Raw genomic sequence first — 12,269 nt, 5'->3', positions numbered from 1 at the left:
CGCTCCTCTCCCGAGCCTCCGGAGTGGGTCGCCATGCCCGACCCCGACCCGGTGGACCGCTCTGCGCCCGGCCCGTTCCCCGCAGAGACGCCGCCGCTGGGCCCCGCCGAACCTCTCGGAGGTACAGGGCATCCGGCATCCGACCCCCTCACCCGGCTGGGAAAGAACGGCCAAAGAGGGGAGGAGGCCGAAGTCCCGTCCTTCGCCGGGCGGGCCGGTGCGTGGGCGGCGCGTCTTACCCCCGGACACCCCGGAGCCCGAGCCCTGGCCGTCCTGGGAGCGCTCGCCGTCCTTCTCGCCTGCGGCTACCTGTGGCTGTCCCGCCCCCGCCCGCAGCCGTCCGCCGACGCCGTCCCCGCGCCCTCGGTCGTCGCCTCGCCCGTCCTCCATCCCGCTCCCAGCGCCGCGAACCTCGTCGTCCACGTGGCCGGGAAGGTCCGCAAACCCGGCGTGGTGACCCTGCCGCCCGGCGCGCGGGTCGCAGACGCCATCCAGGCCGCCGGAGGGCTGCGCCCGGGCGCCGACACCGGCTCCCTCAACCTGGCCCGCCGCTTGGTGGACGGTGAGCAGCTCATGATCGGCCTGCCCGCCCCCACCACCGCCATGCCCCCACCGGACGCCATGCCCGCCGGCCCCCAGGACGCCGGCGCCCCCGGCGGACTCATCGACCTGAACACCGCCACCGCCGAACAACTCGAAACCCTCCCCGGAGTGGGCCCGGTCCTGGCCCAGCGGATCATCGAGTACCGCACCCGAAACGGCGGTTTCCGCTCCGTCGAGCAACTCCAGGAAGTGACGGGCATAGGCGCTCGCCGATACGCCGAACTCAGAACCCGGGTGCGCGTCTGACCCGACTTGCCGCCCGGTTGAGGACGCGATCGAGACGGCCGGACCGCGCGGCCAGACCGGCCATCTGCACCGCCTGCCTGAGGCGCGCCGGCGCTCTTGCCAGCCGGCGAATGTGGCTCTGTCTGGAGGGGGTGCCGGTGTGGGGGCTGGTCCTGGGGGTGGGTTACCGCCTGGTGAGGAGGTCTGGCCGATGCGGTGGGGTCGTGTGGGCTGGATCGGAGATCGGCACTGCCTGTTTGGGATGTGCTGGTGCTCTTGCCGGCCGGTGAGTGTGGCTCTGTCTGGAGGTGTGCCGGTGTGGGCGGCTGGTCCTGGGTGTGGGTCTGACTTGGCCTGGTGCTTGGTGAGGAGGTCTGGCTGACGCGGTGAGGTCGTGTGGGCCGGATCGGAGAGCGGCACCGCCTGCTCGGGGCGCGTCGGCGGTCTTGTCGGCCGGTGGGTGTGGCCCAGTTCGGAAGGGGCCGTGGGCCTAGGCGGCTCGTTCGGGGTGTCCTGATGCGTCGGCGCCGCTCGGTGGGGCGCTCCGCGTTCGGCTGTGTCGTGGCGGGTCGGGTTTCCCGCAGGAGCGCATGGGCGTTCAGCCGGTTTCGGCCGGGTGCCTGCGCCGCGGCTCCGGGCGCGGAGGGAGAACGCGATGGAAAGGAGGAGTGGCCGGTGTTGATGACCGGACGGGACGCCGGGGAACGGCAGGGGCATGACCTGCGGCTGGTGATCCCCGCGCTGGGGGTCTGGGGAACGGCGTGGGCCCTGCTGGGCGCCACGGCGGCGGTCGCCTATGGGGTGGCCGTGGGGTGCGGGCTGGGAGCACTGCCGTTTCTCGCCGGATCCTTATCCCGCTCGAGGCGGAGGAGGGACGCTCCGGAGAGCGGGGGAGCGGCCGGCGGGGGGTTGCGGCCTGCGTTCTGCGGGCTGGCCGGGGCGGTCCTGGCGTGTGCGGCCGCCGCGGCGGCCGGGACGGGGCTGCGGCTGTCGGCGGTCGAGTCCGGGCCGGTGCGGGAGGCGGCCCGGGCCGGGACGCGGGCGCCGATCGAGGCGGTGGTGACCGGTGATCCGGTGGTGAAGCCGTCCGAGCGGCGGCGGATCGTGCTGTTGCGGGCCCGGGCGGAGGCGATACGCCTCCAAGGACGCACCGTTCGGGTGCGGGTGCCCGTCCTGCTCATCGCGACGGAGGACGCCTGGCGTGCTCTGGTACCCGGTCAGCGAATCCAGGCCACCGCACGGCTGTCCCCGCCGCGGCATGCCGAGCTCTTGGCGGCCGTCGCGATCGTCCGGGGGCCGCCGGTCGTCGTGGCGGAGCCGTCGGCCGTGCGGCGCGCGGCCGAGAAGGTGCGGGCGAGCCTGCGCGCGGCCTGCGATGTGCTCGCGCCGGACCAGCGCGGGGTGCTGCCCGGGATGGTCGTCGGGGACACCTCGCGGCTCGACCCCGAGCTCGCCGCGGACTTCACGGCCGCCGGGCTCACCCATCTGATGGTGGTCTCCGGCGCCAACCTCGCCATCGTCGCCGGCGCGGTCCTGACGCTGTGCCGCCTGGCCGGTCTGGGACGGCGGCGGGCTCCGGCCGTGGCGGTCGCGGCGCTGCCGGCGTTCGTCGTGGTCGCCCGCCCCGAACCCAGCGTGCTGCGGGCCACGGTGATGACCCTGATCGGCCTGCTGGCCTTCGCCACCGGCAGCCGGCGCCAGGGGCTGCCGGCGCTGGGCGGCGCCGTGCTCGTCCTGGTCCTGATCGATCCGGGGCTGGCCCGCTCGTACGGGTTCGCCCTGTCGGTGCTGGCCACCGGCGGCCTGTTGCTGCTGGCCCCGCCGTGGACGGACCGGCTGTCCCGGTGGCTGCCCCGGCCGGTGGCGGAGGCGCTGGCGGTCGCGGCGGCGGCCCAGCTGGCCTGCGCCCCGGTGCTGGTGATGCTGACCGGGCAGGTCGGCCTGGTGGCGGTGGCGGCCAACCTGCTGGCCGCTCCGGCGGTCCCGGTGGCCATGCTGCTGGGGGCGCTGGCCGCGGTGATCGCCCCGCTGTGGCTCACCCTCGCCCGGCTCGTGGTGTGGCCGGCGGGACTGGCGGTCGGCTGGATCATCGGCGTGGCCCGGACCGCGGCCGCGGTGCCGCACGCCACCGTCCCCTGGCAGGACGGCTTCCTGGGCGCGGTCACCCTCACGTTCGTGCTCGTCGCCGGCTGTCTGGTGCTCCGCAAACGCCTGCTGCTCATCGCCGTGGCGGCGGCAGGCACCGGAGCGCTCCTGGCCGGCGCCGCCGCACGGGTGACGGCGCCGGCCTGGCCGCCGCCCGGCTGGGCGATGGTCGCCTGTGACGTGGGCCAGGGCGACGCGAGCGTGCTCGCGGTGGGAAAGGGAAGCGCCGTCGTCGTGGACGCCGGGCCGGACCCCGGCCTCGCCGACGCCTGCCTGGACCGCCTGAAAGTGCAGACCGTGCCGCTGCTCGTCCTCACTCATCCCCATGCCGACCACATCGGGGGAACCCCCGGGATACGACGCGGCCGCACCGTCGGGACGGTGGTCATCAGCGCCCGCAGCGACGGCAGGGAGTCCCGGCACACCTTCGGGCTGCCCCTGCACGCCGCCGTCTCCGGCCGGCAGTGGCATGTCGGGGACTTGTCGTTGACCGTCCTCGCCCCCTGGGAGACGGCCCGGCCCGATGCGCGTCCCGAAGCCGACGACGAGGCCGTCAACAACGCCAGCATCGTCCTGGTCGCCCGCAAACCCGGCTTCAGCGCCCTGCTGACCGGCGACATCGAGACCGAGGCCCAGCGGGCTTTGATCCCCGACGTCCCGCCCGTGCAGGTGCTCAAGGTCCCCCATCACGGCGCCCGTGACCAGGATCCGGCCTTCCTGGCGGCCACGCGCGCCGCGATCTCCATCATCTCCGCCGGAGAGAACAACGACTACGGCCACCCGGCGCCCAGCACCCTCGCCCTGCTGCAACGCCTTGGCACCCGTGTCTACCGCACCGACCGGCACGGCGACATCGCCATCGTCCCCACTCCCGCCGGGCCGGCCGCCGTACCGAGGAAAGGCGGCTGACCGGTGAGTTCACGGCGCGAACCGCCGGCCTTGTCGGCACGTGACCTTAGAGGCCGAGGACAGAGGCCCATGGGACGGATGCGCAGCAGACCCTCGGGCAAGACCTCGGAGACCGAGGAGTGAAATGCCTGCGCTGTCCTGCCCTGTTGCCGTTGCAGGTGACAGCGAGGTTTCCGCAGCGAATATGGAGCCCGCCTCGCATCGTGACGCCCCGGCCGGGGCCATGGCACGACCGGCCGGTCCCGGCTGTCCTCTCCCCATATCCGGCCGTGGGCGGTACGGCCCTGCGGCCCGCTCGGTGGCGTCCTGCCGCACCCTCACCAGGGACTTTGCTCCGGCCTCGGCCTTCTCGCCGTCCTCGGGGGCACCGAATCGCTGAGAGAACCTCGATAAGCCTTTTCCGCACGCCGTTCCTGCGGCGGTGATGGCGCAGGCGGGGGCGATGCCGTGGCCTGCAAGGACACGGCATCGGATGCCGTGCGGGCTCCCAAGATCACATATTGCGGAAGGCTGCGGCCTTCCCGGCGCCGATGTCCCCGGCTCCACCTGCGGGAACGGTGTGTGGCGGAGGTTCCGGGCGGTGCCTTTGCGCATGGACGTCTCGCAGCGTGGGACGGCGGGGCGTTCCGGTGCGCGAGGCCGGTGGCGGCGTGGCATTCTGCTGGAATGCCTGCCGATCCGTTGACCCTGATCGTCGGTGATGAGGAGCTGCTCGCCGAGCGCGCGGTGGGCGAGGTGATCGCCGCGGCCCGGGCGGACGATCCCGAGACCGAGGTCATCGATCTGACGCCGGAGAACCTGGAAGCGGGACGGCTGGCGGAGCTGACCTCGCCGTCGTTGTTCGGCGGCGGCAAGGTGCTGGTGCTGCGCTCGGCCCAGGACCTGGGCAAGGAGCTGATCGCCGAGGTGCTGGCCTACGCCGAACGCCCCGCCGACGACGTCGCGCTGGTCGCCGTCCACGCGGGCGGCGCCAAGGGCAAGGCCCTGGTGGACGGGTTGTCCAAGGCCGGCGCCCGCAAGGTGACCTGCTCGAAGATCACCAAACCGGGGGAGCGGGTGGCGTTCGTGCGGGCGGAGGTCCGCCGCTGCGGCGGGACGATCGGCGCGGAGGCCGCCCGCGCCCTCGTCGACGCGGTCGGCCACGACCTGCGGGAGCTGGCCGCCGCCTGCAGCCAGCTCGTCGCCGACACCGGCGGCAAGATCAGCGAGGAGGCGGTGGCCCGCTACTACCGGGGCCAGGCGGAGGTGAGCGGCTTCAACGTCGCCGACAGCGCGGTGGAGGGAGATCTCGTCCAGGCGCTCGAGAAACTGCGCTGGGCGCTGGCCACGGGCGTGGCACCGGTCCAGATCACCAGCGCCCTGGCGCAGGGCGTCCGCGCCCTGGCGAAGGTCAGCGGCGCTCCGCGCGGCGCCCGGGGCGCGGCGCTGGCCAAGGAGCTGGGCATGCCCCCCTGGAAGATCGACAAGACGCAGCGGCAGCTGCGCGGCTGGTCGGCGGACGGCATCGCCCGCGCCCTGCGGGTGGTCGCCGATGCCGACGCCCAGGTCAAGGGCGGCGCCACCGATCCGGCGTACGCGCTGGAGAGGGCCATCGCGGAGATCACCGCCGCCCGCGGAGGGCGCTGACGCACCCGGGAACCTGCCGGCCTCCCCTTGGCACCGGCCACGTCCGGGAGGATGGCACCGGCGGCCGTCGTCCCGCATGGAACGCGAAGGCATGGTCGATGCGCCGGCCGCTCGGTGCTCCGGTGACGAGCGGGACTCCGGGATGCGCGCTCATCCGGTGATACCGGGTGCTTCAGGGGGATTCGGCGCGGCGCTTGAGACCTTGCGCCTCCATGTTCAGGTAACGGCGGGAGAGCCGTCCCACCAGGACGGCGAACAAAGGAGCGAGGGGACCCGTCTGCTCAAGGACCAGCCGTACGGTCAGCGGGCCGTCGGGGGCGGAGACGAGTTCGTGCAGGGCGGTGGTGGTGACCCCCGGGCTTTTGGCGACCCAGGTGAACGCCGAGCCGGGGACGAAGCCGGTCACCGTCCACACGGCCGGCGGAAGCTTGGGCTGCTTGATCCGTACGGCGCTGCCCGGACCGAACGGTTTGTTTCCAAGGAGCTCGACCCGGCTCATCGAGGCGGTCCACTCGGGCCAGCGCTCGACGTCGATCAGATGCTCCCAGACGCGTTCGGCCGGTGCGTCGATCTCAACCGTGACCTCGTATCGCATGGAACCTCCGGTGATGCGCCGGTGCGCCTTTCCACCGCGTGATCTGCGGATCCGCGCAAAAGGGCGGCCGCCTCCCGCACGATCCGCACGACGCCGGGCCCCGAGCCGCGGAAGGGATCGCCGCCACGCTGGTGAAGAGGGGCAACAGGAGCTGAGAAGGAGTGACTGGCCTTCCTTGATCGAAGGGGGTGCCTGTCCGTATCGCGCCGCCTCTCCTCGGGGTGGCCGGCCCGGGGACGCCTCCCTCTACCCGGTGGTGACGGCGCCGGCTTCGCGTCCTGGGCTTGTCCAGGCCGCCGTCCCAGCCGGCGGGCGGGCCGGGACCGAGACGGCGTCTGCCGTCTGCGGGGTGCCGCCATGGACGATCCGCAGGACGTTCCACCGGTTCGGCGCGGAGCCGAGGGGCCGGACCGGTGGGCGCCCACCGCTGAATGCCGGCACCTTTGCGGCATCACCAGCGTCTCCACCCCGGCTCCCGGACTGCCGTCTCCTCAGCGACGCCGATCGCTGGGAGAACCCCGACGATTCCTTGCCTGTGATGATCTTCTCATGGGGCGCCCGCCGCGACCCTGTGCGCGCCCTTGCCGGTTACGGCCCGCGAAGCGGCGAGCTCAGCATTTCCCCTGCAGGCCCAACGGAAGGGAGGCCGAAAAAACGCTTCGATCCGGAGCGTTCTGTGCTTCACGCTGGTGAGCATGGGCCATGTGAAACATGAGCAATGGCGCCTTGGAGTGGATTTCGGCCGGGTGATCCAAGGCGGTGCGCTGCCCGACGGCGCGGACACGATGTTCGTGGGCGGCACGTTGCAGGAGGCGCTGGAGAGCCCTCCGACGGAAGGGGCGTTCGAAGTGCTCCCCCGGCTGGCGGACCTGTTCGGCGGACGGGTGTGGATCATCTCCAAGTGCGGCCCGGTCACCGAGCGCAAGACGCGGCTGTGGCTGGAGCACCACCGGTTTTGGACGCGCACCGGGATCCCCGCGGGCCACCTGCGTTTCTGCCGGAAGCGGGCCGAAAAGGCCCGCCACTGCGCCGAGCTGGGGATCACCCACATGATCGACGACCGGCTGGGGGTGCACCAGGCGATCCGCGACGTCGTTGCGCACCGTTATCTGTTCGGTCCCCAGACCGGCCCGGTGCCCGACTGGGTGGTGCCCACTCCCACGTGGGCCGACGTGGAGGCCAAGGTGACGGCGGACCTGGCCGCCATGCGACGTTGAAAGCTCGGGCACCGGCCCTTCCGGCCCGCTGAACCTTTTCCAACACGTGGTCTTGGGCATCGGAGGCGGGAGCCCTCGACGGTATCCGACTCAGCGTCCGATCGCCCAGACCCACGTCACCGATCGTCGGGAAGACTCACCGCAGCGGCTCACAGGGCCCGCAAACCAGGCCGAGAAAGGCTCTGCCGGGGGGTTCCCGCCGCCGCAGATCGATGGGCCCTCCGGCCCCGGGCCGCGCGATGCCGAACCCGCCGGCCCGTGCCCGGAGCCGCCCGCCAAGGGCTCCTCGTTTGCGAAGAGCCCCGTGGGGCCGCGGCGCGGACGGCCGCCGCTCCAGCACAAAGACGCCGCTGCCCCCGCGGGGTGCGGCGTCCATGGCATGGCCGGAAGCCGGTGGCCGGAGCGCTTACTTCTCCTGCAGGAGAGCGGCGGCGCGCTTGGCGATCGCCGACTTGCGGTTGGCGGCCTGGTTCTTGTGGATGACGCCCTTGCTGGCGGCCTTGTCCAGCTTGCGGGCCGCGTGGCGCTGGGCAGCGATGGCGGCCTCGACGTCACCGGCCTCCAGGGCCTCACGGAACCGGCGGATGGCCGTCTTCAGCTCGGACTTGACGGCCTTGTTGCGCAGCCGACGCTTCTCGTTCTGCTTGTTCCGCTTGATCTGGGACTTGATGTTCGCCACGTCGCAGTGCCTCAGCTTGGTCGCATTTCCACGCCTGCCCAAAGAGGAAGGAACAGGCCCCAACGAAAAAACGTGGCGGCGGTGCTCGCGGCACAGCGCTACGCCACACGCAGTCGCACAGCTTACCAACCGGCGGCCCTGCGCCAAAACCGGCGACCGCGGCGCAGGCGTCCTGGATGCGCGCTGGGGCGGCGGCGCCCCGCCGGCGCCACCGCCCCTTCTCGCCCCGCCTCCCGGGCGGCGTTCCGGTCGGTGGAGCGTGATCTTCACGGTAGGAGACCGGCGATCCCGGGTGCATGGGACGAACGTCCCGACTTGGACGGGAAAAACCGGCCGAAGACGCTTCCCGCGTCCGGCCGCCCGTCCCATCGGTGTCCGGGTGAGACGGGAAGCGGCGACAGGGCGGGTATGGGGCCGGAGCACGCCGGCGGGCATGGGACTATGGGATACGGCAAGACCTATCCACCTGTGAGCTTTCGAACGGACCCCGGTGCCCAGGCCTGAGCCCAACAAGACCGATCCCGCGATCATCCGGAACTTCTGCATCATCGCCCACATCGACCACGGCAAGTCGACGCTGGCCGACCGGATGCTGCAGCTGACCGGAGTGGTCGAGGAGCGCCAGATGCGGGCGCAGTACCTCGACCGGATGGACATCGAGCGCGAGCGGGGCATCACCATCAAAAGCCAGGCGGTCAGACTGCCGTGGACGGGCCCCGACGGGCGCGAGTACGTCCTCAACCTGATCGACACCCCCGGGCACGTGGACTTCTCCTACGAGGTGTCGCGGTCGCTGGCCGCCTGCGAGGGCGCGGTGCTGCTGGTGGACGCCGCCCAGGGCATCGAGGCCCAGACGCTGGCCAACCTGTACCTGGCGCTGGAGGCCGACCTGCACCTCATCCCGGTGCTGAACAAGATCGACCTGCCCGCCGCCCAGCCCGACAAGTACGCCGAGGAACTGGCCGGGCTCGTCGGCTGCGAGCCGTCGGAGGTGCTGCGGGTGTCCGGCAAGACCGGGCAGGGCGTGCCCGAGCTGCTGAACCGGATCGTGGAGGCGGTCCCGCCGCCCAGCGGCGACCCCGACGCCCCGGCCCGCGCGCTGATCTTCGACTCGGTCTACGACATCTACCGCGGCGTGGTCACCTACGTGCGGGTGGTGGACGGTCACCTGTCCAGCCGGGAAAAGAGCCTGATGATGTCCACCGGCGCCGCCCACGAGACGCTGGAGGTCGGGGTGATCTCCCCCGAGCCCAGGCCGGTGGACGGGCTGGGCGCCGGCGAGGTCGGCTACCTGATCACCGGGGTCAAGGACGTCCGGCAGGCCCGGGTCGGCGACACCGTCACCAGCGCCTCCAACCCGGCGGCCGAGCCGCTGGGCGGCTACCAGGACCCCAAGCCGATGGTGTTCTCCGGGCTGTACCCGGTGGACGGCGACCAGTACCCCGAGCTGCGCGACGCCCTCGACAAGCTGCGCCTCAACGACGCCGCGCTGGTGTATGAGCCGGAGACCTCGGCGGCGCTGGGCTTTGGGTTCCGCTGCGGCTTTCTGGGCCTGCTGCACATGGAGATCGTCCGGGAACGGCTGGAGCGCGAGTTCGACCTGTCGCTGATCTCCACCGCCCCCAACGTGGTCTACCGGGTGGTGATGGAGGACGGCACCGAGCACATCGTCACCAACCCCAGCGAGTTCCCCGAGGGCAAGGTCGGTGCGATCTACGAGCCGGTGGTCAAGGCCACCATCCTGAGCCCCAGCGAGCACATCGGCGCGATCATGGAGCTGTGCCAGGGCCGTCGCGGCACCCTGCAGGGCATGGACTACCTGTCGGAGGACCGGGTCGAGATCCGCTACACCCTGCCGCTGGGCGAGATCATTTTCGACTTCTTCGACCAGCTCAAGTCCCGCACCCGCGGCTATGCCTCGCTGGACTATGAGCCCAGCGGCGAGCAGCAGGCCGACCTGGTCAAGGTGGACATCCTGCTGCAGGGCGAGTCGGTGGACGCCTTCAGCCAGATCGTGCACCGCGACCACGCCCGCGAGTACGGCCTGATGATGACCTCCAAGCTCAAGGAGCTGATCCCGCGGCAGCAGTTCGAGGTGCCCATCCAGGCGGCGATCGGCTCGCGGATCATCGCCCGGGAGAACATCCGCGCCCTCCGCAAGGACGTGCTCGCCAAGTGTTACGGCGGCGACATCTCCCGCAAGCGCAAGCTGCTGGAGAAGCAGAAGGAAGGCAAGAAGCGGATGAAGACCATCGGCCGGGTGGACGTCCCCCAGGAGGCGTTCGTCGCCGCCCTGTCCACCACGGGCACCGACAAGAGCAAGAAGTGACCGTCCCGCCTTCGGCCCACCGGACCTGAAGCGCCCCCGGCCGCCGGGCGCTGTCCGCGCGCCCGGCCGGTGCGGCGAGATTCCGCTCCTGTGACCGATCGGTTACAAAGTTCTTATCCCGGGATCCGCCCGGCCCGGCGAAACGTCCTCAGGGCAAACGTCCTCAGGGCATGTGAGTGCCTGGGAACGGGCGGAGCGGCGAGATGAACGGCGGTCTCCGGGCGCGGATCTTCGCACTGGTGGTGATCTGGGGCTGGCTTCCCGCACTGGCGGGGCTGGTGTGGGGGCTGGCCAAGCTCCTGCTGCCCAAGGCCGGCCAGACCTGTGCCCTGGCTCTTCAACGCTGGTTCCTCCCCGAGTGGAGCCTCACCGCGCTGACACCCCAGACCTGGTTGTGGATCGCGGCGAGCCTGATCATCACGGCGGTCGTCTTCGCGGGGATCGCTTCCGAGGGAGCCGGGCGGGGCGGGGCCGTGCCGGCGATGGCGGCCCTGCTGGCGCTCCTGGTGCTGGTCTGGCCGTTTCCGGTGGCGCTGTGGGACAACGACAAGGACGCCGGGCGCCACTACAACTCCGCCACCGTCTTCCACGTCCCCGACCTGGACAGGCCCCCCGGGTCGATGACCGACCTGATGCGCTCCCTGCGTCCGGGCGACGGCCGCGAGTGCGACCGGCTGGGCGGCCATGACGTGCGGGCCTGCATCAAACAGGACACCGCAGTCTCCGCGTTGCGCTGGGAGGCGCGCACCTCCTCCCTGGCCGCCGCGCGGACGGCGATGAACGAGGCGGCCTCCCCCGTCCAGCGCGTCGACGTCATGGACTCCACCCTCACCTACCTGTGGGGGGAGGCCGAGAACACCGGGCGATGGTCGGCGCTCTTGGACGGGTCGGGCGACAACCGCCCCCTCTACGGGGTGGCCGAATGGGACGGCACCGTCAACGCCGCCCGGGTGTGCCGCTTCACCGGCGGGTACCGCATCGACCGCGCCTTCGGCGGCGTGGGCCGCAACAGCCTGCGCGACCTGCTGGCCGAACGCCATCCCGGGCTGATCTACGACGACACCGACATCTGGGGCTACTGCGAGGGCGAGCGCCCCGTCATCGTCATCCCCGCCCAGCGGCAGATCAGGTACGCCCAGCGCACGGTCAAGACCGCCGGGGGAGTGCTGGTGCTGCGCGGCTCGGCGAGCGGGCGCCCGATCGTGGAGCACCGCCCGCGGGTGCGGCCCGGCGAGCTGCCCGGCCCGGCGTACTCCATCTCGCTGGTGCGGGCCCAGCGGGACGCCACGCAGTGGGCGGCGGGCCGCGAGCACCGGCGGGAGTCCTCCTTCGGCTTCGAGCCCAGCAGCTTTGAGACCCAAAGCGCCAACCCCGGGGAGTATCTGCTGCGCGGCTCGGACAAGCGGCTGTATTACGTCACGCCGCTGACCCCGCGCGGCAGCAAGTCCCAGGCGCTGATCGCCTATGGCGTCGCCCCGGCGGACCAAAGCGACAGCGGGCGGCTCAACCGCTACGACGTGTACGTCCTGGCGGACGACGACCCGCTGGTGGCGAGCCTGGGAACGCTCCGGGCCCGCGCCGTGGCCCACATCTCCGGCCCCTCCAGCCCGTACCCCAACTTCCTCAACTCCGGCGGCGAGCTGCAGGAGTTCGTGCCGATGGGCGGGGGCGCCTGGCGCGTGTACGGGGTGCAGGACGGCCGGACCGCCTTCTATATCGACCTGTCGGTCAGCGGCCGGGACCGGCCGAAGACCGTCAGCTCCGCGCAACGGGAGCCCGAGGCCGAGGAGGAGGCCGGCGAGCGGGCGGGCGGTGAGTGCGGAAGGCCCCTTCGGGAACTGACCGACCGGCAGCTGGCCGATTGCCTCGGCGAGTTCGCCGACGAGCTGCGGCGCCGCTCTGCCGGCGGCCGGTGAACCTGCGTGCCAAGGATCGGCAAAC

General features: G+C 72.0%; 8 protein-coding genes. 6 read left to right on the top strand and 2 right to left on the bottom strand.

Annotated features, from left to right (window positions below; translation table 11 throughout):
- Window positions 1–33: 33 nt before the first annotated feature.
- The 3 genes from TCUR_RS16105 (at window position 34) to holA (ending at window position 5,508) form a co-directional block, all read left to right on the top strand.
- Window positions 34–849, top strand: a complete 816-nt coding sequence (locus TCUR_RS16105; RefSeq protein WP_012853590.1) for a ComEA family DNA-binding protein — start codon at window positions 34–36, stop codon at window positions 847–849.
- A gap of 660 nt (window positions 850–1,509) precedes the next feature.
- Entirely contained in the window at window positions 1,510–3,882 is a 2,373-nt protein-coding gene (locus TCUR_RS16100) for a ComEC/Rec2 family competence protein (RefSeq protein ID WP_148233276.1), read from the top strand.
- A gap of 666 nt (window positions 3,883–4,548) precedes the next feature.
- A complete protein-coding gene (gene holA / locus TCUR_RS16095) occupies window positions 4,549–5,508 on the top strand; it encodes a DNA polymerase III subunit delta (protein WP_012853588.1) in 960 nt (319 codons plus the stop codon).
- Window positions 5,509–5,680: 172 nt separating this feature from the next.
- On the opposite strand, the gene TCUR_RS16090 is transcribed toward holA, so the two are convergent.
- Window positions 5,681–6,103 carry an SRPBCC family protein gene (locus TCUR_RS16090; RefSeq protein WP_012853587.1) on the bottom strand — a complete coding sequence of 141 codons (423 nt, stop codon included), beginning with the start codon at window positions 6,101–6,103 and terminating at the stop codon, window positions 5,681–5,683.
- 746 nt (window positions 6,104–6,849) lie between these two features.
- Between TCUR_RS16090 and TCUR_RS16085 the strand changes: the two genes are divergently transcribed.
- A complete protein-coding gene (locus tag TCUR_RS16085; RefSeq protein WP_245536877.1) occupies window positions 6,850–7,320 on the top strand; it encodes a hypothetical protein in 471 nt (156 codons plus the stop codon).
- 406 nt (window positions 7,321–7,726) lie between these two features.
- Here the strand turns inward: TCUR_RS16085 and rpsT are convergent, their stop codons facing one another.
- Window positions 7,727–7,999: a 30S ribosomal protein S20 gene (gene rpsT / locus TCUR_RS16080; RefSeq protein WP_012853585.1), complete on the bottom strand. Its 273-nt coding sequence runs from the start codon at window positions 7,997–7,999 to the stop codon at window positions 7,727–7,729.
- A gap of 490 nt (window positions 8,000–8,489) precedes the next feature.
- Here rpsT and lepA point away from each other — a divergent pair, with 490 nt between their 5' ends.
- Window positions 8,490–10,328: a translation elongation factor 4 gene (gene lepA / locus TCUR_RS16075; protein ID WP_012853584.1), complete on the top strand. Its 1,839-nt coding sequence runs from the start codon at window positions 8,490–8,492 to the stop codon at window positions 10,326–10,328.
- Window positions 10,329–10,531: 203 nt separating this feature from the next.
- Complete coding sequence (locus TCUR_RS16070; protein WP_012853583.1) at window positions 10,532–12,244, top strand: hypothetical protein; 1,713 nt, start codon at window positions 10,532–10,534, stop codon at window positions 12,242–12,244.
- Window positions 12,245–12,269: the final 25 nt, after the last annotated feature.

Source organism: Thermomonospora curvata DSM 43183, assembly GCF_000024385.1.
GTDB lineage: Bacteria > Actinomycetota > Actinomycetes > Streptosporangiales > Streptosporangiaceae > Thermomonospora > Thermomonospora curvata.
The sequence above is the reverse complement of the archived record's forward strand: the minus strand, read 5'-3'. Positions and strand labels throughout refer to the sequence as shown.